Source organism: Fodinicurvata sp. EGI_FJ10296, from assembly GCF_040712075.1.
Taxonomy (GTDB): domain Bacteria; phylum Pseudomonadota; class Alphaproteobacteria; order DSM-16000; family Inquilinaceae; genus JBFCVL01.
On sequence record NZ_JBFCVL010000003.1, the window covers coordinates 310035 to 332905 of the forward strand.

Genomic DNA, 22871 nt, shown 5'->3' on the forward strand with positions numbered 1-22871 from the left:
TCGCGATTCAGGCCCGGCTGCCGCTCGTAACAGCAGCATCCATCGATCCGCCGACCGGTGGTTCCTCGCACCGCAACAACTCGATCCCATCGGCCGGCACTGCCGATTTCGACGCCGCGTCGCGAAAGGCGGTCCTCAGCCCCTCTTCCAGCACCGGATGGTAGAACGGCTGTTTCAGAATATCCTGAACCGTCAGTTCCATGGTGATGGCGAGCGAGAAGAACTGCGCGAAATGCTCCGCCCCCGGTGCGATCATCTCCGTTCCCAGAATGGTGCCGGACGTGCGGTCGGCATAGACGTGAACCATGCCTCGCGCACGCTGCATGATCGTCGCCCGGCCCTGACGATCGAACAAAACCGCGCCGGTCACGAAATCCGCGCCGCGATCGGTCAGTTGCCGATGGGTTTCACCGATCATCGCGATTTCAGGGTCCGAAAACGTCACCGCCATGGCCATGCGGCGGGTGAAGCGATGGTCGTCACCGGCGACGGCATTATACCCGGCAATGGCGCCCTCGTCGGCCGCCTCGTGCAGGAGCTTCCGCGCGCCCGTCGCGTCGCCGGCAACATAAATATCGCTCCCTTTTGCACGCAGGGTGCTCGGATCGATATCCGGCATGTTCCCGTCCCCGTCCAGCAGGCCGATTGCATCCAGACCAAGCCCGTCAAAGGCGGGTCGGCGGCCGAGCGCAAGCAATACCCGGTCAACGATCCAGCGGCGGCCGTCGTCGAGGGTCACGGCGATTCCATCCCCCTCAGGACCGGCGATATCGGCCTTGCCGAATCCGGTCTCGATTTCGGCGGCGATGGTCTCGGCAGCATAGTCCTGAACCGTGGGATCGGTCAGCCCGCCCAACGATTTGTCCATCGACAGCCCGACGACCTCGACGCCAAGCCGACCCAGCGCCTGTCCCAGTTCCAGTCCGATGACGCCAAGGCCGACTACGGCCATGCGCCGGGGCAGCGCATCCAGTTCGAAGATGCCGTCGGTGTCCAGAAGCCATTGTTCATGCGACTTCCAAGCCTCCGGCACGACCGGGCGCGACCCGGTGGCCAGAACGATCCGCCGGGCGCGGATCGTCGTGCCGTCGACGTCGAGGGTGTGGGGGTCGACGAACCGGGCGCGGCCCTCCACCAGATGATCGGCCCGCCAGCGCTCCATCCGGTCGAGCACCGAACCGACGAAGTAGTCCCGCAAATCCCGTACGTGACGCATGACGGCGGCGCCGTCGACGGTCAGGCCGTCGCTGCCGCGTATGCCCTCGCCCTCGAAAACCGTGCGGCGGTGAAAGTCATTGGCGGCCTGAATCAGCGCTTTCGACGGCATGCAGCCGACCCGGGCGCAGGTCGTGCCCAGCGGCCCCTCGTCGATGACGACATAGCTGTCGGTCTTGCGAGCCACTTCGCGTTGCGCGGAAAGCCCGGCACTGCCCGCGCCGATGATGGCGACATCCACATCCCTCATGGTCCGTACTCCTGCTGCCTGAAGACGCGCAAACTGTGCCCTGTCAACCCGTGAGCGCACCTTCGGGTTCCGCAGCCGCATGTGCTGGACCGTCGACTGATGCGCCGAGGCTATTCCTTGCGGCGCGACAGGCGAATGGCGACCGATGGCCGACGTTCGCTCCGCTCGTCGCGGTGCATCGCCACCGACAACATGATCACGGGCAGCAGACTGACCAGAACGATCGTCAGGGCCGACGACGACGCCTGGCTCAGCCGTTCGTCGCTGGCCAGCTGGTGCGCCCGCACGGCCAGCGTATCATAGTTGAAGGGCCGCAACATGAGCGTTGCCGGCAGTTCTTTCATGACATCCACGAACACCAGGATCATCGCCGCCAGCAGGCTGCCGCGCATCATCGGGATGTGAATGCGGAATAGTGTCGATATCCGGCCGTGGCCGAGGGAACGGGACGCTTCATCGACGGAGGGCGTAATCTTGGTCAGGGCCGCGCTGACGGTGCCGAACGATATCGCCAGAAAGCGGACGAGATAGGCGAAAATCAGTCCGAAGACCGTGCCGATCAAAATCAGTCCGACGGAAAGGCCGAACGCGTCGCTCAGCCAGGCGTTCAGCCGTGTGTCCAGGGCGGCCAGCGGAATCAGTACACCCACCGCGACGACGGAACCGGGGACGGCGTACCCCATGGAGGCGAAATTCGTGGCCGCATGGGTCAGCGGCGATCGGCTCTGGCGGGCGCCATAGGCCATGACCACCCCCAGACTGACCGCCAGCACCGCCGTGATGGCGGCAAGCGTGAAACTGTTCCAGGCATAACCCGCAAACTCGGTGCCTAGCCGGGCATCGCCCACAGTGAAATGCATATAAGCCAACAAGGCGGCCGGGCACAGGAAGCCAAAAAAGATCGGCACGAGGCAAGCCGCAAAGGCGCCTGCACCGGCAAGCGGTCCGAGACGGCTTGGCTGGCGCGGCCGCCCGCCGACCGAGCGCGAAAAAAACTTCGCGCGCTGGCGGCCGGTGCGCTCCAGAGCGATCAGCACCAGAACGAAGATCAGCAGAATGGCCGCCAACTGCGCAGCGGCGACCTGCTCGCCCATGCCAAAGCCGACGCGGTAAATGCCAGTCGTGAAGGTATCGACTCCGAAGAACTGAACAGCGCCAAACTCGCCCAGCGTCTCCATCAGGGCCAGCGAAAGCCCGGCAACGATCGACGGCCGTGCGATCGGTATCGCCACCGAGACAAACACCGACGTCGCGGACCGGCCCAGCGACCGTCCGGCTTCCAGCAGGTGGCCGGGCTGGCCGACGAACGCTGCCCGGCACAGCAGATAGACGTACGGATAGAATACCAGCCCGAACAGGACGATTGCACCCGACAGCGAGCGGACATCCGGGAACCAGTAATCGTCCCGGCCCCAGCCAAAGGTCTCGCGCAGCGCGCTCTGCACAGGGCCGGCATACTGGAGAAAATCGGTGTACGCGTATGCGATGACATATGACGGCATCGCGAAGGGCAGCAGCAGCGCCCATTCGAAGATGCGGCGCCCGGGAAAATCGCAGGTCGCCACCAGCCATGCGGTTCCGACGCCGATGATCAGGACCAGAACGCCGACCCCGACCATCAATAGCCCTGTGTTCACGAGATACCGCGGCAACACCGTCGCTGCCAGATGGGACCAGATATCGGGCACAGGCACCAGAAGCCCGCCCGCAATGGTCAGGATCGGCAGCGCCACAATCGCCGATACCGCCAAGGTCACTATGGTCCACATATCCGGCCGCAGCCGATGAACCAGGATTTTCAATCGATCCGGGCTGAAGAAATACGGGCTACTCATATCCACCATCTGTCGTTCTGTTCGGCGCCGGCTCCGCCCGGCACCAATCGGCCCGATGACCGGCCCGGCAACCGTTGTTCGGGATACAGGACTTCCTGCCAACCCGGAATCCGTCGGAGACCAAGTCTTGACATCATGAAGCGAGATGGTAAAGGTTCATCCTGCGAATGCGATCCATTCGCAATAGCCAGCCCCGAACCCCGTGCATTCGATTCCCGCCTGCTGGTTTCCGAATCAAGCAGGCCAAAAGTCAAGGAGTTTCTTCATGGTTTGTCGAGCCCAAGCCCTCGCGCGCGGCACTGCCGTCGTTGCGCTGGCGGTTCTCACCACCGCCCCTGCGCTGGCACAGGAGGTCAACATCTACTCCGCCCGTCACTACGACAGCGACGACCAGCTGTACGCCATGTTCGAGGAGGAAACGGGGATCGCCGTCAACGTCATCGAAGGCGACAGCGATCAGCTCATCGAGCGAATTGCTCGCGAGGGCGAGGCCTCGCCGGCCGACATTCTGATCACCGTCGATGCCGGCCGCCTGTGGCGGGCTCAGGACGCCGGCATCTTCGCCGAGGTGGACTCCGAAGTGCTGAACGAGCGCATTCCGGAGGAACTGCGCGAGCCCACCGGGAAGTGGTACGCATTTTCCCAGCGCATGCGGCTGATCTACTACAACAAGGAAAGTGTCGGCGACGACCACATCGCCACCTACGAGGAACTGGGCAGCCCCGACCTCGACGGCAACGTCTGCATCCGGTCATCGACCAACATCTATAATCAGTCCCTCGTCGCGTCCCGGCTGTATCACCTCGGCGCCGAAGAGACCGAATCCTGGCTGGAAGGACTGGTCGACAATATGGCCCGCGACCCCGAGGGCGGCGATACCGACCAGATCCGCGGCGCCGCCACTGGCGAATGCGATTACGCCGTGGCCAACCACTATTACTGGGTCCGGCTACACCAGTCCGACGATCCCACGAATCAGCAGCATGCCGACGCGGTCGGCCTGATCTTCCCGAATCAGGAAACGACCGGCGCACACGTCAATGTCGGCGGCGCGGGCGTCGTCCGGAACGCACCGAATCACGACAACGCCGTCGCCTTCCTGGAATTTCTGTCCAGCGATGAAGCGCAGCAGCACTTCGCCGTAGGCAACAGCGAATTCCCGGTTGTCGACGGCGTCGATGCCGGGCCGGTGCTTGCTGAGTGGGGCGACATCCAGACCGACGACGTGAACGTCTCCGTTCTCGGCCGCTACAATCCGGAAGCGGTCCGGATGATGGACCGCGCCGGCTGGCGCTAGGCCAACGCCGACTGTCGCCCGCCAGTGACAGGCGCAAGGGGCGGGCGGTTTCGCCCGCCCCTTTGTCGTCTCCGGGATCGGCACAGCCGACTGAGACGCATTACGATGAGATGATAAACCTGTTCCGGCTTCGGCTGATGTGGCACCAATCTCGACGATGAATGCCGAACAGGCCTGACCGAAAAAGGATCTCGACAATGCGTGAATATTCAATCGCCGCCATTCCGGCCGACGGTATCGGGCCGGAAGTGATATCCGCCGGCACCGAAGTTCTGGCCGCGCTGGAACAGCGGATGGGCGATCTGAAATTCAACGTGAAGACGTTCGACTGGGGCTCGGATTTTTACCGCAAGAACGGGACGATGCTGCCCGACGACGGCCTGGAACAGCTCAAGGCATTCGACGCCATCTATTTCGGCGCCGTCGGCGCGCCGGACGTGCCGGATCACATCACGCTCTGGGGGCTGCGCCTGCCCATCTGCCAGGGATTCGACCAGTACGCCAATGTTCGCCCGACCCGCATCCTGCCGGGCATCACCTCCCCTTTGCGTGGCGTCAAAACCGGCGATCTGGACTGGGTGATCGTGCGCGAGAACTCCGAGGGTGAATATTCCGGCAACGGCGGACGGACCCACCGCGGCATGCCTGAAGAGGTCGGCACCGAAGTGGCGATCTTCACCCGCGCCGGTGTTACCCGCATCATGCGCTATGCCTTCAAGCTGGCCCAGTCCCGGCCGCGCAAATTCCTGACCGTGGTGACAAAATCCAATGCCCAGCGCCACGGCATGGTCATGTGGGACGAGATCGCCGCCGAAGTCGCCGAAGAATTCCCCGACGTCACCTGGGACAAGATGCTGGTCGACGCGATGACCGTGCGCATGACCCTCAAGCCGCAGAGCCTCGACACCATCGTCGCCACCAACCTGCACGCCGATATCCTGTCCGACCTGGCCGGGGCTCTGTCGGGCAGCCTGGGCGTCGCGCCGACCGCCAATATCGATCCGGAGCGCCGGTTTCCGTCCATGTTCGAGCCCATCCACGGTTCGGCCTTCGACATCACCGGCAAAGGCATCGCCAACCCGGTGGCAACATTCTGGACTGCCGCACAGATGCTCGACCATCTTGGCGAAACCGACGCATCCGCCCGGCTGATGCGGGCGGTCGATGCGGTCTGCGGCGCCGGCGTGCTGACACCCGATGTCGGCGGCACCGCCACGACAAGGGAAGTCACCGACGCTGTCATCAAGGCCATTCAGGGCTCGAACGTATAACATATCGGGAGAAAGGGCCGGCTTCCGCGTCAGAGGAAGCTGGCCTGAAAGTCGGTCGCCATCAGCGCCACATGGGCATCGAGCGGCGGGTACAGCTCGAACGCTTTCGGTTCACGGGCAAAATCCCAGACCCGGAACAGGCACCATTCCGAGCCACGCTCATCGGCGACGGCCAACTCGTTCCGGGTGATATGAAAGGGCGATCGCTGCCAGCCATTCGTGGTCTTGACCTCGACCAGCCGCGGTCGCCCCTCGGGCGTGAAGCTTTCGATGTCATACCCCGCACCGTCGCCGTTCTCCTCGGACTCCCACACGACTGAGCGCGCCAGGTCCGGCCGCCCGGCGTTTTCAAGAACGGTGCGCTCATGCGCCAGCACGCGCTCCTCGCCGGCGCGGCCCAGCGCGCGATTCGCTGCCTCGCGCTTCGCTGCGTCGAACCGCCGGGCGAGGTCCAGCATCACACCCAGTTCATCGGGCGGCGGCTGATTGCTCAACGTCGGCGGCGGCCCGACCCACAACGGCGCATCCTCCCGGAGCCCTGTGGCTGCACTTGCAACTGACGGCTGGAGCCAATCCGGGTTCCGCGCGAGCCAGCGCTGAACGGCATCTTCAAGCGCCCTCTGAAAGCTGAACGCGGGCCTATAGCCCGTGATCCAGGTTTCCGAGAAGCCTTTCAGCACCGCACTGATGTTCTGATGCTTGAATTCGATGGAACTCTCGGAGCGGCCGGGCAGAAGCGGCAGCAATGCCCGGCGGTGCGCTGCCTTGCTATAGCGGCGCCCGGCGATATCGTCGACCAGCATCGCGAAATAATCCGCAACGATCAGGTCATTCTCTTCATCCGTCCAGGGCCCGCTCGACATCACACCAGGATATTGGCGTCAACGCTGGTTGTCATCAGTCATCGGGGTTTGGAATTGCGGCGAACAAAGACCCACGGCAATCTCGCACCCGACCCCGCCGGCCGACAGCCAGTAACGCCAGCGCCATGAACGACCTTGCGAAGGCTCCGGGGCACCACCGCCTCGGCGATGTGTTCGAGTTGTGGAGCCTGAGCCGGTTTTCCTGGAGTTGATCCGATGAACGCAGTAGCAACCCGGCCATCCTGGTCCGACGGCCTGACCGGCGGCGAGATGCCATCCGAGGTCGGCGCTGCCGCTGCTCTCGACGATTTCGCATCCACCCTGCGCCTCGCGCCGCGCTGGGTGTTGGAAACGGGCACCGGCGGTATCCTCGGGCTGCGCATCCATACGCAAGTCAGGGGCGAGCACCTGGAGATCGTGGCGGACCTGGCCGGAACTAACATCGGCATCACCCTCGAACCCGACCCGTCGGGCTGGCTCTCCATTGGAGCCTCCCGACGCCAACAGGAGATTTTCCGAGCCAGGCTTGATCGCCCCTATGAGGGATACGAGTTCTGGCCGGAGAATGCAGACGTTCCGCCACACCGGACCGTCGACGCGCCCGGCCGGATCGGCAAGCGGCGCAACTGGATCACTCTTTCAGCGGAAGCGTGGCCGCAATTGGCCGGCTTCACCAATGCTTCCGGCCATTGTGTGGCGAGCGAAGCAGTTGAGTCACTGCGTCAGCGGTCTGTCAATCCGTGACGATGCCGCAATTTCATGGCGCGAAGTTGCCTCACATTGGCAAAAACGTGCCAATCGCCCTGGAACGGTGGTAATTCTCACGCCCGATGATTTGGAGGGAGCGGTCCCTCGTCTTATGTGAGGATAGTGTCTTGGCCGATCTGCGAAATTGGAGGGGCGTCCCCGGACCGGAGCGGAAAGCATTGGAAGGGGTCTACGTCAGGCTGGAGCCGCTGGACCCCGCAAAGCATTCGGCACACTTGTATGAGGCGGCAGCGGCGCCGGGGGCGGACGAGCGATTCCGATACCTCTACGAAACGCCTCCGTCCGATCTCGATGACCTCAGAGGATGGGTGGAGAAGGTATCCGCCGGCAGCGATCCCCTGGTTTTTGCCGTTATCGACAAGAATACCGGCCGGGCGGAAGGGCGCCAGTCCTTCATGCGCATCGACACCGCCAATGGGGTGATCGAGATCGGCGGCATCATGTGGGGCCCCGCCATCGCCCGGACGCGCGTGGCAACGGAGGCTTTGTTTCTGTTCGCCGATTACGCTTTCGGCCTTGGGTATCGGCGCTTCGAATGGAAGTGCAACAACCTGAACGTTCCCTCCAAGCGGGCGGCTGAGCGGTTCGGTTTTCAGTTTGAAGGCGTGTTTCGGCAGCATCTCGTGGTCAAAGGTCTCAATCGCGACACGGCATGGTTCTCGATCATCGATAGCGAATGGCCCCAGCTCCGGGCGGGGTATGAAGGTTGGTTGGGCGCAGACAACTTCGATGCGACCGGAGGTCAACTAAGCAAGCTGAAGTTCGATCGTTGAGCCCAGATACAGTCTCTGGATCGAGTTATCAGCTTTGGCAGTGCAGACGGCTTCCAGTTGCCAGCGGATTAACCACCGACGGCATCCACCACAACATCAATATGTCGGATGGGTAGCGAAACCAGGTGAATCCGGGAGATCTGCTGCGTAAATCCGGGGGCAATGGGCCTGACGTCGAACCTTGTCCAACCCCTGGGATATCGATTTTGCTTGGCTTTGGGGTTCACCGCCCGTGTCGCGTCAATGCGCGTGAGGGTTTTGCCCGGTCGCCAGCGCAAGGTGATGGGCTTGGTGATGCATGCCAACCGTCATTGCGCCGATGAATCCGAGGGCCCTGATGCGAGCAGGGTCGGCGCCGGTCACTGTCAAGGCCGCACCGCCCGGGATCTCCTCTGCCTGCAATGTCCAGCCCTCGACGCCATCCATGGTCGCAGCGTGGGCCGGGACCATGGCGCGGATCGAGCTGGTGACTGTCGCGTCTTCCGAAGTCGCCTCGAAGTGGGCACCACCTTCGACCTCCTGGACGCGGACGTCGGCGCGGAGCGTCACGTTGTCCATGTCGATCAGATGCTGACGCATTGCTTCGATATCGACGTGGTCCCAGTCCGTCTCGGGATCCGCCATCAACTGCGCGACTATTTCCTGAATGGCGGCGAAGGCAGATTGTCCCCCCTCCATGAGACCTGCGGGAACGGCGTCCGCGTTCATCCCATGACCCTCGTGAGACATGTCGGGCGTGTGCTGCCCATGCTGCATTTCCCCGTGGTTTGCGGTCTCACCCTGCGCCAGCGCCAGACCGGGAAAGGCCAGACCGGGAAAGGCAAGAAGTGCGATGACGAACATACGATGGATCATGGGACCTCCAATGGTGCGTACAGCCCTTGTTGCAGGAGAGCGCCCAAAGCCATATGATTCCGATCATGCACATGTCACTTTCCATGCTTTTTCAGGATGCACGCGACACTGGGCTTGTCCCCGGTGAAACACTGTTCGTGGCAGGAGAAGAGGTCACCGACATCTTCATCGTGCGCTCCGGCAGGATGCATCTGCAACGGCACACGATGCATGGCGCGCAGATGGTCTTGCAGAACGCGGGGCCGGGCGCAGTGATCGCCGAGGCCTCGGCGTATTCGACCCGGTACCACTGCGATTCTGTCGCCGCGGAGGAGAGCGTGATCGCGGGATTGCCGAAGGAGCGGTTCCTGGCCGCGCTCGCCGAAGATCCGGCACTGGCGACAAATTGGTCCGCCCTGCTGGCGCGCAGTGTCCAGGCGGCCCGGTTCCGGGCCGAAATCCGCACCCTGCCGAGGGTTGCGGATCGTTTCGCCGCATGGCTGGGAGAGGGAAACACGCTGCCGGAAAAGGGCCGCTGGCAGGAGGTGGCCGCTGAACTGGGCGTCACGCGGGAACCCCTCTATCGCGAGTTGGCACGACGCCGCGCGGATTGCGGCACCTGATGCGATCTTCAGCCCGATCCGCAGCGGCGCGTCGGCCCTGATGACGGCCACGATCCTGAATTCGCTTGGCATCAGCGCCGACGCCATGACCAACTGGCGTCAGGAGGAGGTCTGGGCCGGGAATCGGGGGGCACGCCAGACTACGGCAGGGGATGTTCAGCCGCGACGACTTCGCCCGGCTGGCCGAAATCCTGGCCACGATCAACGGCCGGTTCCTTCGTTCCCTGCATGACAGGCCGGCGCTGCGCGAAATCTTCGCCGACTTCGATCAGGAAACCGTTGCACCCGCTACAGCGTCAAGGCGACCGGCAGGGCAGCACCGCGCCGGCGCGCGAACTGATCATCAGCAATGTCTGACCGTCCCGCACTTAAACTTCGATGAACCGGAAGCCTTACTTGATGATCTGAGCCGGATGGACCAGGCGGCCGAGGATCCGGCCGGGTTCCACGGTGACACCGCCAGCGATCCCGATCGTTGCTCGGCCGCCCGCCCGGACGTCTCCGGCGACGGCATCACCGACGAACATCACCGTCGACTGCCCGTCACTGGTGCAGAAGCACAAGCAAAAACACGTTCGCCGGGCGTGAGATGACGGTGCCGCGCGTCGAAGAAAACAGTCTCGCCAATACGGAACTGAACCCAAGTGCCGACGTTGTATCGAATATGAAACCAGCGGCAGGCAATTGACAATGACAGGTGGATCGAGAGGGCGCTGGAGCAGCGGCGTCCTTGCGCTACTGCTTTTTCTCTGTTCTGCTTCGTTGGCTTGGGCGCAAGATCAGGAGTCGGCGCAACCCCCCGCATTCGAGGTCACCACGATAAACGAGGGGCTCCCTGACCCGGAGGCAACGCTTCGGCTCGACACGCCTCGGGCAGCCTTGGAATCGTTCCTGGCCGCCATCGATGAAAACGACTCGGTGTCCGCAGCCCATGTGCTGAATCTGAACGCGATACCCGCCGACGAACAATCCAGACGGGCATCTGATCTGGCATTGATGCTGGCATTTGTAATTCGCCGTCACGATCTGATTGACTGGCGCAAGGTGCCGGACACGCCAGATGCCCGAGTTCTGCCCGACACGCAAACTTCGGTCGGCCCCTACAGCCGTAACTCGATCGAACTGGGCGAGGTCATGCTTGACGCGCGGCCGGTATCCATCAGCCTTCACAGATATAGTGTCGATGGCCAAGAACCGATTTGGCTTTTCTCCCCCACCGTCGTTGAAAGCGTTCCTGGGCTTTATAATACCATAGGACAGGGCTGGCTCGGGGGTTGGGTTCCCCTGAGGCAGCGCCTGGACATGCTGGGGCAGCCATCGCCATTGGAGTGGTCGATCGTCAGCGGCGTGCTGCTGGTAAGTATTGCATCCTGGTTAGCCATTTTGTTCGGGGCACGGCTGGTGGCGCGGCGGCTGTCGCGGGACTGGCGCCGCTGGTTGTCGGCGACAGCCATTCCGCTGGCAACATTCGTCGCGGCGCTCTTATTCAATGTCGGAACAGAGCAACTGGTTGTGCTGACGGGTCCCGTCGCCTCGAACCTGAACGTGGGTACCGAATTAATCCTGCTAGTATCGGGTTCTTGGCTCCTTCTTCGGCTGGTGTCCGCGCTCACTCGTTGGCTGACCGCAACGTTCATCGTGCCGTTGACCTCCGAGGACCCGGACAACCGCAGGACAAAGACGAACGTCTACATTGCTCGCCGACTGGGATTGGTCGCCGTGACGATCCTGATTGCCGGCTACGTGTTACTAAACCTCGGAATTTTCGCGACCTTCGGCCTGTCGCTGTTGGCATCCGCCGGGGTTCTAGGCGTTCTGCTTGCCATCGCGGCGCAGCCGCTGCTCGGAAACATGGTAGCGGGACTACAGATCGCGCTGACGGATCCAGTGCGGATCGGTGACTTCGTCGTCTACAACGAGCATTGGGGTTGGGTCGAGGATATCTCATTCGCTCACACCGTTATACGAACAGCCACCGAAACGCGACTGATCGTTCCTCACAGCGAATTACTGTCGCGCGCCTTCGAGAATTGGTCGAAGGAGGGAGATCCCGTACGCCGCATCGTGAAGATCGGCGTAGACTACCGTATCGACGTTGATCTGGTACGTCAGAAAGTTGGCGAAATCGTCCGGGACGATCCTCGACTGGTCGAGCCACCATTGATCGAGATGGTGGAGTCGGATGAAAACGGCGTCATCCTCTGGATCTGGCTCATGGGGACAACAGCCTTGACGTCGTGGAATCTGCACAACGAGGTGAGAGAGAAGCTGATGGCGTTTCTTCGGGACTATAACGACGGAGTTTTGCTGCCGCACCGGCGGCATTTACTGTTTGACAAAACGGCGACTGAAACGTCTTCCATTCTTGCCGTAAAGGCGTCGACAGCAATGTCAGAGGATACGTCTCGAGGGGACCGGCCAGCTCGCGCGTGATGATGGGTAGCGCCGCGTGGTGTTCGACCTTCTGCACCTTCTTCTTTGCCGGCAGGATGTTCTGAAGGTGGCCGCGCCAACGGGCCGGGTTCTCTCCCTCTCGGTACCCGCGTGCCGTCGCCCAATCCAGTACCGACTCGATGCGGCCGCGCAGACGGCTGGCGGTTTCGGACTTGCTCGACCAGATCGGCTCGATCGCCTTCAGCACCAGGTCGGTATCGACGTCAGCCACGGGCCTGTCACCGAACACGGGATAGGCATAGGTCTTCAGCGTCGATCGCCATTGGCCCTTGTGCTTGTCATTGCGCCAGGCAGCCTCGTGCGCCTCGATATAGGATTCGGCGGCCGTCTCGAATGTGATCGCCCGGGCGGCATCCATGGCCGACGCTTCGAACTGGCGCTTCCGATGGTCCATGGGATCGATACCGCCAGCGAGCAGCTTGCGCGCGGCCAGCGCCTTTTCACGCGCCTCGGCCAGCGACACCAGATCCACCGAACCGACGCCCATGACGCGCGCCCGGCCCTGGAATCGATACCGGACCAGCCACGACTTCGCCCCGGTCGGCCCGACATTGAGCCAGAGGTTCCCACCGTCGCCATAACGGCCCGGCTCCTTGACCGTCGCCACCTTTCGCGCGGACAGCTTGCCCGTCGCCGCCATCCCGACCCCCCAGATCCATGGTACACGTTGTTGTACACACTGACACGCGTTCGCAGTAAATCACGATGGGTCGGCGTAGACAAACGCCATCGCTAACGCCTTGATTTCTGGGCGTTTTCTGATTTTCCGAGATGTCAGTAAAGGGGGTGGTGGCGGAGAGGGTGGGATTCGAACCCACGGTACGCTCGCGCGTACAACGGTTTTCGAGACCGCCCCGTTCGACCGCTCCGGCACCTCTCCACACCAAAAACCGGCGGGGCGCGAAGGCCCCGCTGTCCGCAGCGCGCGGACATTAACGTCGGTATAGGGCCTTTGCAAGCGGTTTTCGGCACGGTTTCATCGTCATGGTGATGCCGCCCCTTGTTGGTGTGATCCGCTTGCGGGACCGCCAGGGATTTGGCGCTGCAAAAGGTTGACACCGACACCCCGTCCGGTATATCCCCTCGCAACGCTTCCCGACCGGTGGCCGCCTCGGGCACCGATACTTTGCGTCCCGTTTCCTTTTAGCACGGCATCATATCATGTTTGCAGTCATCCGAACCGGCGGAAAACAGTACAAAGTCGCCAAGGACGATATCATCTCGGTTGAGCGTCTGAATGCGGAAGCGGGTTCGTCCGTTACGCTCGACGACGTCCTGATGGTCCAGTCCGGCGACGCCGCCACAGTGGGCAAGCCCACGGTAGCCGGCGCTTCCGTCAGCGCCGAGGTCGTTCGCCAGGGTCGCGGCCCGAAGCTGACGATCTTCAAGAAGCGCCGCCGTCAGAACTCCCGCCGCAAGGGCGGACACCGCCAGGATCTGACGTTCCTGAAGATTACCGACATACAGGCGAGCGCCTAACCGGCTGCTTGTCCAGGCCGGGATCGCCACCCGGAGCAGGTTGTTCCGGACCTGGTGGCGTTTTCGGCTCGATCCGATTGGAGGTTTATCATGGCCCACAAGAAAGCAGGCGGCTCGTCCCGCAACGGACGCGATACCGCCGGCCGGCGGCTCGGCGTCAAGAAGTTCGGTGGCGAAGTCGTCGTCTCCGGCAACATCATCATCCGCCAGCGCGGCACGAAGTACCATCCCGGCCGCAATGTCGGCATGGGCCGTGACCACACGCTGTTTTCGCTGGTTGACGGCAATGTCGTCTTCAAGAAGGCCGGCGGCAAGACAACCGTCATGGTTGCGCCGAAAGCGGCTGCAGCCGCCGAATAGAAATTCTGGTATAGCTTGCCGTTGATCCATCGAGATCAGCGGTGCTGACAGGAACGGTCGGCGGGGAAATGGTTCATCATTTCCCCGCTTTTTGTCGTTCAGGGCATTGGCCCGATAAATGCCCCCGTGGAGGCCCCTCCGGGAGATCCGTCCTGGGGAGTCGCCCTTGGGGAGTCGCCCTGGGGGGAATCGCCCTTGGCGAAACAACCTTGCGGTCAACAGAATCGGCCGCCGAATGGTTACGATATCAGCCGCTCCGGTTTGGACATTAGAGTCATGAAGTTCCTAGACGAAGCCAAAGTCCTGATAAAAAGCGGCGACGGCGGCAATGGCTGCATGAGTTTCCGCCGTGAGAAGTATATCGAATTCGGCGGACCGGACGGCGGCGATGGCGGCCGGGGCGGCGACGTCTGGGTCGTGGCCGAGAACGGGCTGAATACGCTGATCGATTTCCGCTATCGCCAGCATTTCAAGGCTGACCGCGGCGCCCATGGCAAGGGCAAGAATCGCACCGGCGCCAAGGGTGAGGATGCGATCCTGCGGGTGCCGGTCGGCACCCAGGTCCTCGACGAGACGAAAGAAACGGTCCTTGCCGACCTGACCGAAGTCGGCCAGCGGGTGCTGATCGCGCGCGGCGGCGACGGCGGCCTCGGCAATACCCATTTCAAGACCTCGACGAATCAGGCGCCGCGCAAGACGATCGACGGCTTCCCCGGCCAGGAGTTTCAGGTCTGGCTGCGGCTGAAGCTGATTGCCGATGTCGGTCTGGTCGGCCTGCCCAATGCCGGGAAATCGACGTTCCTTGCGGCCACGTCACGCGCCCGGCCAAAGATCGCAGACTATCCGTTCACGACGCTGCACCCCAATCTGGGAGTGGTCACGCTGGGCGATCGCGATCTGGTCATCGCCGATATCCCGGGATTGATCGAAGGCGCCCATGACGGCCACGGCCTGGGTGATCGGTTCCTGGGTCATGTCGAACGGTGTGCCGTTCTGCTGCATCTGGTTGACGGCACCGCCGGCGTCGGCTTCGGCGACGACACTGACCAGGGCGACGGCGAAAGCGGGGTTGCCGCCGCTTATCGAACTATCCGTCAGGAACTTGACGCCTACGGCAACGGCCTGGACGAGAAGCCCGAGATTCTGGTGCTCAACAAGGCCGACGCCATGGATCCGGAGACGCTCGATGCCCAGCGGTGCGCCCTGGAGCAGGCGGCCGGCAAGCCGGTACGGGTCATTTCCGGCATTTCGGGCCAAGGCGTGCAGGAGATTCTGGGCGATCTGATCACCCTGATCGACGAGACCCGGGAGGCCGAAGCCGAAACCGAAACCGTTAGCCCGGCCCCCGTCGCCCCGGCACCAGTCTCCCCGAACAGGGAGACGCCCGAGGATCCGTCATGAGCGGCGAGCGCGACCAATCTGCCGACACGGGATCTTCCACCGCAGAGCGGCTGGTGGAATCCAGGCGGATCGTGGTCAAGATCGGGTCGGCCCTGCTGATCGATCCTGAAACGCACGCGCTGCGGCGGGGTTGGCTGGACGCTCTGGCCGACGATCTGGCGGCGTTGCGCCGACAGGGGCAAGACGTCGTCGTCGTGTCGTCGGGGGCGATCGCGGTGGGGCGCGAGCATCTCGGCCTCGTCGGCCGACCGCTGCGCCTGGAAGAAAAGCAGGCGGCCGCAGCGACTGGCCAGATCCGTCTGGCCCATGCCTATCAGGAGACACTGGCCCGGCACGACATCACCGTGGCCCAGATTCTGCTGACCCTGTCCGACACCGAGGCGCGGCGCGCTCACCTGAACGCCCGCGCGACCATCGATCAGTTGCTGACCCTGGGCGTAATCCCGGTCATCAACGAGAATGATACCATCGCGACCAACGAGATCCGCTTTGGTGACAACGACCGTCTGGCAGCGCGTGTCGCCCAGATGATCATGGCCGACACGCTGGTTCTGCTGTCGGATATCGACGGTCTCTACACCGCCGATCCACGCACCGACACCGGCGCCAAGCATATTCCTGTCGTGCGCGACCTGACGCCGGAGATCGATGCGATGGCGGGGCGCGCGCCGCCGGGCTATTCGTCGGGCGGCATGATCACCAAGCTGGCCGCCGCCCGCATCTGCCTGTCATCCGGCTGCCGCATGGTCATCGCCCAGGGCCAGGCCCCGCATCCCCTGCGCCGGTTGGCGGAGAACGAGCGGTGCACGTGGTTCCTGCCAAGCGAAGGCCCGAGAACTGCACGCAAGACCTGGATCGCCGGCAGTCTGGCGCCCATCGGCCGGGTGATCATCGACGACGGCGCCGCCGAGGCGCTGAATTCCGGCAAGAGCCTGCTTCCCGCAGGCGTCGTCGGGGTCGAGGGCGAGTTCCGGCGCGGCGACCCGGTCGCGGTGACGACGCAGGACGGACGGCAGATCGCGCGCGGCCTTTCGGCCTATGATAACGCCGATGCCGCCCTGATTGCGGGCCATCACAGCCGCGATATCGAGTCGGTCCTGGGCTATCGCGGCCGGGATGTCATGATCCACCGCGACGATCTGGTGCTAATGTAGGCGCAAGCATTCGCAGAAGCGTACGCGGGCGAAAAAGGAACCCAGCAACGATGTCTACAGTGTCCGATCTTGAAACCGGTGATATCGACCGCTTGATGGCTGATCTCGGCGCGGCCGCCAAGGCTGCTGCCCGCCAACTGGCCGCGACCCCGACCGAAACGAAGAACGCCGGCCTACGCGCCGCCGCCCGCGCTCTGCGCGCTGCCACGCCTGCGATCCTGAACGCCAACACCAGGGACATCGAAGCGGCGAAGGCCGCCGGGTCGCCGGGCGCCTTCATCGACCGGCTTGAACTGACGCCCGAACGCATCGATGCCATGGCGGCGGGGCTTGAGGCTATTGCCGATCTGCCTGACCCCGTGGGGGCGGTCATCGACAGCTGGGAGCGCCCGAACGGCCTGGCGATCAGCCGCGTGCGGGTGCCGCTGGGCGTGATCGGCATCATCTATGAGAGCCGACCCAACGTCACCGCCGACGCCGGCGCCCTGTGCCTCAAGGCCGGCAACGCCGCGATCCTGCGTGGCGGGTCGGAGAGCTTCCATTCCTCGACCGCCATCTGCGCGGCATTGAGCGAGGGTCTGGCCGAGGCCGGCCTGCCCGCCGGTGCCATCCAGTTGGTACCGACAACCGACCGCGCCGCCGTCGGCCGCATGCTGACCATGACCGACGTCATCGACGTCATCGTGCCGCGTGGCGGCAAGTCGCTGATCGAGCGGGTGGCACGCGAAAGCCGGATCCCGGTGCTGAAGCACCTGGACGGCATTTGCCATGTCTATGTTCACGGCGACGCGGACACCGCCATGGCGGCGGACATCGTCCTGAACGCCAAGATGCGTCGGACCGGTGTATGCGGGGCAGCGGAAACATTGCTCGTCGACCGGGCCGGCGCCGACCGGCTGCTCAAGCCGATTCTCGACGCCCTGATCGCGGCCGGGTGCGAAGTTCGCGGCGACAATGCCGTGCGGGCGCTGGATGCCCGCGCGCTGCCGGCCACCGAAACCGACTGGGAGACGGAGTATCTGGACGCCATCCTGTCGGTCCGGATCGTCGACGGCGTCGATGAGGCGATCGCCCATATTGAACGCTATGGATCCCATCATACCGAAAGCGTCGTCACCGAATCCTCAGCCGTTGCCGAGCGTTTCTTCGCCGGCGTCGACAGCGCCATCCTGCTGCACAACGCCTCGACCCAGTTCGCCGATGGCGGCGAATTCGGCATGGGGGCGGAAATCGGCATATCGACCGGCAAGCTCCACGCGCGCGGCCCCGTCGGGGCGGAGCAGTTGACGAGCTACAAGTACATCGTCCGCGGCACGGGACAGACGCGGCCTTGACCGGGTCTCTGACTGTTTCGGCACGCCGATCGATACCGGCCACGGTCACGCCCTGGACGGGCGGCAGCTTCGGCGCCTTGAGAATCGGCCTGCTTGGAGGGTCGTTCAATCCGGCCCATGAGGGGCACCGGCACATCAGCCTGATCGCCATGGCGCGGCTGGGACTGGATGCGGTCTGGTGGCTGGTAAGCCCCCAGAATCCGCTCAAGGCGCAAAAGGGTATGGCGCCGATCGACGAGCGGATTGCGAGCGCCGAGACCACGGCGCGCCACCCGCGCATCGTGGTAACGGGTGTCGAGCGGCAACTGAATACCCGGTTTACCGTCGATACGGTGCACCGGTTGAAGCAAAGCCATCCCCAATGCCGCTTCGTCTGGCTGATGGGGGCAGACAATCTGGCACAAATGGATCAGTGGTCGCGTTGGCGGCAATTGTTTCACCAACTGCCCATTGCGATCGTGTCCAGGCGTCCATATTCTCTAAGAGTGGCCAATTGCAAGGCGGCAGCGGCGTTCGCCGCCCACCGGATCGCGGAGGGTGGCGCCTGGACCCTGCCCCGGATGACAGGCCCGGCCTGGGTGATGCTTCACGGACCGGACCATCCGGGGTCGGCGACGTCGGTCAGACGGGGTGCACCAATGCGGCGCCGCGACAGTTGGACCACATATGTTTGATGTTTCACACGACAACCCGGGAGATAGCCCCATAGCCACGAACACACCGTTGAGCCCGACGCGGCCCAACATCCCCGTCCCCTCCCTTATGGACGAGGCGGGGGCACTGGCAGACTTGATCGTCACGTCCCTGGACGACGACAAGGCTGAAGACACCGTTGTGATCGACCTGGCCGGACGAAGTTCCATGGCCGATGGTATGGTGATCACGACCGGGCGCTCGGCCCGTCATGTCGTTTCGCTCGCCGAACATCTCATGGAACGCCTCAAGGCCGGCGGCTACAAAGACCTCCATTCCGAAGGTCTGCCCACCGGCGACTGGGTTCTGATCGATGCCGGCGACATCATCGTTCATCTGTTCCGCCCGGAAATCCGCACCTTCTACAGTCTGGAGAAGATGTGGGAAACGGCTGTGCCGGAGGAATCCACCAGTTCGCGCTGGTACGTCGGAGAATCCGGAAACGCCTGACCGCAACCGTGGTGGAGCGTTAACGGGCCGGAATAGAACTGGGGCCGGGAGAGAACAGCGTGCGCGTTCATATCGTGGCGGTGGGACGGATGCGCCGCGACGGCCTGCAGCGGGCGTTCGAAGACTATCGCGGCCGATCCAAATGGCCGGTTCTGGTGCGCGAGATCAACGAGCGGCGGTCGCCCGCCGGCGATGCCGCTCAGCGCCATTGGGAAGCCGACCAGCTTTTGGCCGCCGTGCCGGACGGTGCGTCGGTAGTGGTCCTGGACGAGACCGGGCGCGATCTCGCCAGCCCCGATCTGGCATCCATGCTGGGCGCCTGGCGTGACGACGGCATCCGCGATACGGCCTTCCTGATCGGCGGCGCCGACGGCCATGACGAGCGCGTTCGATCTCGGGCCGACGCAGTGATCCGGTTCGGCCGGCTCACCTGGCCTCACCTGATGATCCGGGTGATGCTGATGGAGCAGATCTATCGGGCCCAGACGATTCTGGCCGGCCACCCCTATCATCGCGGTCCCGGGCATCACGGCCCCGGTCACCAGGGTGGCGACTGACCGCTGACCGTTCGGCACGCTTGTCCCGGATCGGGACCCGCGCGATAAGGGGGCTCCGCGATAATGGGAACAGCGTTACAAGACTGCAAAGGATGGTTGCATGAGCGACAGGGCCGACACACCGAACGACAGAGTATCTAACGCGGGATCCGGCGCCCGCCCCCCCGGCCGTCCTGTCGTCCTTTGTATCCTCGACGGCTGGGGCTGGCGCGAGGACCGCGCCGACAATGCGGTTGCCCAGGCTGCGACACCGAACTTCGATGCCCTGTGGGACCAGGGCCCCCGCGCCTTTCTGCGGGCCTGCGAAGAGGATGTCGGCCTGCCGCGCGGGCAGATCGGCAATTCCGAGGTCGGCCACATGAATCTGGGTGCCGGCCGCGTGGTCATGCAGGATCTGCTCAAGATCGACAAGGCGGTCGCCGACGACACGCTCGGCGATACCGAAGCGCTTGCCGCCCATATCGACCGCCTGAAGGCCAGCGGCGGGCGGTGCCATCTGATCGGCCTGTTGTCGCCCGGCGGTGTTCACGCCCATCAGGACCACATTGCCGCCCTTGCAAGAGCCGTCGCCAAAGCAGGCGTTCCGGTTATCGTGCATGCGATCACCGATGGCCGCGACACGCCACCGAAGGCCGCCGGCGATTACCTGGCGACGTTCGAAAAGGCCGTCGCGGGCTACGACGTCACTGTCGGCACGGTCATCGGCCGGTACTTCGCGATGGATCGGGACAAGCGCTGGGATCGCGTGGAAAAGGCGTATCGCGCAATCGTCGACGCCAAAGGTGTCGCCATGGCCCCGGACGCGGCAACCGCAATCGATCAGGCCCACGAGGCCGGCAAGGGCGACGAATTCATCGACGCAACCGTCATTGGCGATTACGATGGGGTTCGCGCCGGAGACGGCGTGCTGTTCGCCAGTTTTCGCGCCGACCGCGCCCGCCAGATCCTTGCTGCGTTGCTGGATCCGGATTTCGACGGCTTCGACCGTCAGCGGCCGGCCTTTGCCGACGCCTGCGGTCTGGTCGAATATTCCGAACATCTGAACACGATGATGTCGGCGATCTTCCCACCAAAAGTGCTGAACAATGTTCTGGGCGAGATCGTCGACCGCGCCGGGGGCACCCAGCTCAGGATCGCCGAGACCGAAAAATATCCCCACGTCACGTTCTTCTTTAATGGTGGCGAGGAAAAATCCCTGCCGGGCGAGAAACGCATCATGGTGCCTTCGCCCAAGGTCGCGACCTACGATCTTCAGCCGGAAATGTCCGCGCCGAAACTGGCCGAGGAACTGGTTGGCGCCATCGACAGCGGCGCCTTCGACATGATTGTTGCCAATTTTGCCAATCCCGACATGGTCGGGCATACAGGCGTTCTTGAGGCCGCGATACGGGCCGTCGAAGCCGTCGATGCCTGCCTTGGCCAGGTTGTCGCCGCAGTCCGCCGCCAGGGCGGCACGATGATCGTCACCGCAGATCACGGCAACGCCGAGATGATGCGCGACCCCGAAACGAACGGGCCACACACGGCGCATACACTGAACAAGGTTCCAGTCGTTCTGGTCAATGGACCGTCGGATGTTTCGGCATTGAACGACGGCCGGCTGGCTGATGTGGCCCCGACCATGCTATCGCTTCTGGGGATCGAACAGCCATCGGAAATGACGGGAGCCTCCCTGCTTGTTCGGCAGCGGACCACCTGAAGCCCCACGCGGCCCATTGCGGGGCCGCGCGCGCAGCGCCGGTGCGGCGGCACTGGCGCTCGCCCTGGTAACGGGCTTCACCAGTCTTGCAGCGGATGGCGCTCGCGAACGTTCGCCCGATGCGGTTGGCGAAGCGGGAAGCGGCCAGACGGAAATCGGCGCAACAGAGCGCGCGGCGTCGGCCGTGCACGACCGACTCGATGCTCTTCAAGCCGCCATCGACGCCATTTCCGATCGTCGCGACGATCTCGATCGCGATCTGTCCGACACCCTTGCCGACCTGGGCCGGACCCTTGACGACGCGAATGCGGCGGCTACCGCCCTGGACGAACTGGACGCCCGGCAGAACGCGACGGAACATCGCATCCGGTCCCTCATGACGCGCGAATCCGCGTTACGGCGCACACTTCGCGACAACACCGACTCCATTGCTCATCTGACCAGCCCCATGCTGGCCGCCGCCCGGGCCCCCGTGCGGCTGACCGTGACAGCCGCAGCCGATCCTCTCGCAGCGGCGCGATCGACCATCGTCGCCCGCCGCGTCATGTCGGGGATCGACGGCGATATCGCTGTCCTCAGAACGGAAATCGACGACTTGACCCGCCTCGGCGCCCAGCTGCACGACGAACGCGCGAGCCTGACCGAAGACAGCCTGCGCGTGGCCGATCGCCTGAGTGAACTCGAAGCGGCGATCGCAGAAAAGCGGAACACGGTCTCCACCCTGATCGATGCCCGGGCAACCGAGACCGGCCGCCTCGATTCGCTGTCCGCGCTGACGACGACGCTGCAGACGGCTCTCCAGGATCTGGAGACGGAGACGCGGCGCCTGCGCACCGCCCATCGGCAGCGCAGACCGGTGGCCGAACCGGAGATCTCCGGCCTCGACGTGCCCGGCTATGTGCAGGACACTGCCCCTTCCGGCACCGGGTCGCCGGAGACGGGTGCGGAAGCCGGGGCCGACAGCCGCCCGGAGGATGCGCAGTCCGAGCAACGGCGCGAATTCGCCGCTGCCGGCCTCAGCGTGCCCGCTTCCGGGCGCATCCTGGCGGCTTTCGGAGAGCCCGACCGCTTCGGCGACCCGCTGCCCGGCATACGCTTTTCGGTCGACGACACGTCGGCAATCGTGGCGCCGCTCGCCGGTACCGTCCGCTTCGCTGGCGAATTCGGCGGATACGGACGCCTCTTGATACTTGAACATGGTGACGGATATCATTCACTGATTGCAGGGTTCGGCGAAATCACCGTCGCCCCCGGAGACGTCGTCACCAGGGAAGCGGTCCTGGGCCAGCCGCCATCGCCACAAAATGGCCAGACGCAGCCGCCAGAGATATATTTCGAGGTTCGCCAGAACGGACGTCCGGTGGCCCCATTGCAGGGGCTGATCCGCGCACAGGAAAGAGGTCGAGGATGAGGGGCATGAAGACGGGGCCAGGCAAAACGGGGCCAGGCAAAACGGGGCCAGGCAAAACGGGGCCAGGCAAAACGGGGCCGGCAAGGTTGTGGGTCGGCTTGTCGGCAGCGACGGCGCTGGGCGCGGTCCTTGCGCTGTCCCCGCTGTCGG

Annotated in this window: 21 protein-coding genes, 1 tRNA gene and 1 pseudogene; 17 read left to right on the forward strand and 6 right to left on the reverse strand. The window is 63.8% G+C overall.

What is annotated here, in order from left to right:
* Window positions 1-7: 7 nt before the first annotated feature.
* Both ABZ728_RS07655 and ABZ728_RS07660 read right to left on the reverse strand, forming a co-directional pair.
* On the reverse strand, window positions 8-1465 hold the full coding sequence (locus ABZ728_RS07655; RefSeq protein ID WP_366655502.1) for a dihydrolipoyl dehydrogenase: 1458 nt from the start codon (window positions 1463-1465) through the stop codon (window positions 8-10).
* Window positions 1466-1575: 110 nt separating this feature from the next.
* Complete coding sequence (locus ABZ728_RS07660; RefSeq protein WP_366655503.1) at window positions 1576-3300, reverse strand: iron ABC transporter permease; 1725 nt, start codon at window positions 3298-3300, stop codon at window positions 1576-1578.
* Window positions 3301-3565: 265 nt separating this feature from the next.
* Between ABZ728_RS07660 and ABZ728_RS07665 the strand changes: the two genes are divergently transcribed.
* Both ABZ728_RS07665 and ABZ728_RS07670 read left to right on the forward strand, forming a co-directional pair.
* On the forward strand, window positions 3566-4597 hold the full coding sequence (locus ABZ728_RS07665) for a Fe(3+) ABC transporter substrate-binding protein (protein ID WP_366655504.1): 1032 nt from the start codon (window positions 3566-3568) through the stop codon (window positions 4595-4597).
* 197 nt (window positions 4598-4794) lie between these two features.
* Window positions 4795-5868 (forward strand): tartrate dehydrogenase, encoded by a 1074-nt coding sequence (locus ABZ728_RS07670; RefSeq protein ID WP_366655505.1) that lies wholly within the window; start codon window positions 4795-4797, stop codon window positions 5866-5868.
* 29 nt (window positions 5869-5897) lie between these two features.
* Here the strand turns inward: ABZ728_RS07670 and ABZ728_RS07675 are convergent, their stop codons facing one another.
* Window positions 5898-6731, reverse strand: coding sequence for a DUF3883 domain-containing protein (locus ABZ728_RS07675; protein ID WP_366655725.1), 834 nt, complete (start codon window positions 6729-6731; stop codon window positions 5898-5900).
* 216 nt (window positions 6732-6947) lie between these two features.
* On the opposite strand from ABZ728_RS07675, the gene ABZ728_RS07680 reads away from it, so the two are divergent.
* Window positions 6948-7475 carry a hypothetical protein gene (locus ABZ728_RS07680; protein ID WP_366655506.1) on the forward strand — a complete coding sequence of 176 codons (528 nt, stop codon included), beginning with the start codon at window positions 6948-6950 and terminating at the stop codon, window positions 7473-7475.
* 131 nt (window positions 7476-7606) lie between these two features.
* A complete protein-coding gene (locus ABZ728_RS07685; protein ID WP_366655507.1) occupies window positions 7607-8272 on the forward strand; it encodes a GNAT family protein in 666 nt (221 codons plus the stop codon).
* A gap of 240 nt (window positions 8273-8512) precedes the next feature.
* On the opposite strand, the gene ABZ728_RS07690 is transcribed toward ABZ728_RS07685, so the two are convergent.
* Complete coding sequence (locus ABZ728_RS07690) at window positions 8513-9127, reverse strand: hypothetical protein (RefSeq protein WP_366655508.1); 615 nt, start codon at window positions 9125-9127, stop codon at window positions 8513-8515.
* 65 nt (window positions 9128-9192) lie between these two features.
* Between ABZ728_RS07690 and ABZ728_RS07695 the strand changes: the two genes are divergently transcribed.
* The 3 genes from ABZ728_RS07695 to ABZ728_RS07705 all read left to right on the forward strand — a co-directional run bounded on the left by ABZ728_RS07695 (window position 9193) and on the right by ABZ728_RS07705 (window position 12162).
* Window positions 9193-9729 (forward strand): Crp/Fnr family transcriptional regulator, encoded by a 537-nt coding sequence (locus tag ABZ728_RS07695; RefSeq protein ID WP_366655509.1) that lies wholly within the window; start codon window positions 9193-9195, stop codon window positions 9727-9729.
* Between the two features lie 152 nt (window positions 9730-9881).
* Window positions 9882-10322 carry a hypothetical protein gene (locus ABZ728_RS07700; RefSeq protein ID WP_366655510.1) on the forward strand — a complete coding sequence of 147 codons (441 nt, stop codon included), beginning with the start codon at window positions 9882-9884 and terminating at the stop codon, window positions 10320-10322.
* 97 nt (window positions 10323-10419) lie between these two features.
* Entirely contained in the window at window positions 10420-12162 is a 1743-nt protein-coding gene (locus ABZ728_RS07705; RefSeq protein ID WP_366655511.1) for a mechanosensitive ion channel domain-containing protein, read from the forward strand.
* A 406-nt stretch (window positions 12163-12568) separates the two neighbouring features.
* Here the strand turns inward: ABZ728_RS07705 and ABZ728_RS07710 are convergent.
* Together ABZ728_RS07710 and ABZ728_RS07715 are read right to left on the reverse strand one after the other, a co-directional pair.
* Window positions 12569-12823: pseudogene (locus ABZ728_RS07710) on the reverse strand (Arm DNA-binding domain-containing protein); the annotation flags it as partial.
* 150 nt (window positions 12824-12973) lie between these two features.
* Window positions 12974-13063, reverse strand: a tRNA-Ser gene (locus ABZ728_RS07715).
* Window positions 13064-13344: 281 nt separating this feature from the next.
* On the opposite strand from ABZ728_RS07715, the gene rplU reads away from it, so the two are divergent.
* The 10 genes from rplU to ABZ728_RS07765 all read left to right on the forward strand — a co-directional run bounded on the left by rplU (window position 13345) and on the right by ABZ728_RS07765 (window position 22721).
* A complete protein-coding gene (gene rplU / locus ABZ728_RS07720; protein WP_366655512.1) occupies window positions 13345-13662 on the forward strand; it encodes a 50S ribosomal protein L21 in 318 nt (105 codons plus the stop codon).
* Between the two features lie 90 nt (window positions 13663-13752).
* Window positions 13753-14022 (forward strand): 50S ribosomal protein L27, encoded by a 270-nt coding sequence (gene rpmA / locus ABZ728_RS07725; protein ID WP_366655513.1) that lies wholly within the window; start codon window positions 13753-13755, stop codon window positions 14020-14022.
* A 276-nt stretch (window positions 14023-14298) separates the two neighbouring features.
* Window positions 14299-15423 carry a GTPase ObgE gene (gene obgE / locus ABZ728_RS07730; RefSeq protein ID WP_366655514.1) on the forward strand — a complete coding sequence of 375 codons (1125 nt, stop codon included), beginning with the start codon at window positions 14299-14301 and terminating at the stop codon, window positions 15421-15423.
* Window positions 15420-16577 carry a glutamate 5-kinase gene (gene proB, locus ABZ728_RS07735; RefSeq protein WP_366655515.1) on the forward strand — a complete coding sequence of 386 codons (1158 nt, stop codon included), beginning with the start codon at window positions 15420-15422 and terminating at the stop codon, window positions 16575-16577. The genes obgE and proB overlap by 4 nt, the downstream gene beginning before the upstream one ends.
* Before the next feature lie 8 nt (window positions 16578-16585).
* Window positions 16586-17911, forward strand: a complete 1326-nt coding sequence (locus ABZ728_RS07740) for a glutamate-5-semialdehyde dehydrogenase (protein WP_366655726.1) — start codon at window positions 16586-16588, stop codon at window positions 17909-17911.
* Window positions 17908-18585 carry a nicotinate-nucleotide adenylyltransferase gene (locus ABZ728_RS07745; protein WP_366655516.1) on the forward strand — a complete coding sequence of 226 codons (678 nt, stop codon included), beginning with the start codon at window positions 17908-17910 and terminating at the stop codon, window positions 18583-18585. Before ABZ728_RS07740 ends, ABZ728_RS07745 begins: the two co-directional genes overlap by 4 nt.
* A gap of 49 nt (window positions 18586-18634) precedes the next feature.
* Entirely contained in the window at window positions 18635-19054 is a 420-nt protein-coding gene (gene rsfS, locus ABZ728_RS07750; protein ID WP_366655517.1) for a ribosome silencing factor, read from the forward strand.
* A gap of 59 nt (window positions 19055-19113) precedes the next feature.
* Window positions 19114-19611 carry a 23S rRNA (pseudouridine(1915)-N(3))-methyltransferase RlmH gene (gene rlmH, locus ABZ728_RS07755; RefSeq protein WP_366655518.1) on the forward strand — a complete coding sequence of 166 codons (498 nt, stop codon included), beginning with the start codon at window positions 19114-19116 and terminating at the stop codon, window positions 19609-19611.
* Between the two features lie 100 nt (window positions 19612-19711).
* The gene (gene gpmI, locus ABZ728_RS07760) at window positions 19712-21310 is read left to right on the forward strand and encodes a 2,3-bisphosphoglycerate-independent phosphoglycerate mutase (protein WP_366655519.1); all 1599 of its coding nucleotides are present in this window, start codon (window positions 19712-19714) and stop codon (window positions 21308-21310) included.
* Window positions 21288-22721: a peptidoglycan DD-metalloendopeptidase family protein gene (locus ABZ728_RS07765; RefSeq protein ID WP_366655520.1), complete on the forward strand. Its 1434-nt coding sequence runs from the start codon at window positions 21288-21290 to the stop codon at window positions 22719-22721. Before gpmI ends, ABZ728_RS07765 begins: the two co-directional genes overlap by 23 nt.
* The last annotated feature ends 150 nt before the right edge of the window (window positions 22722-22871 follow it).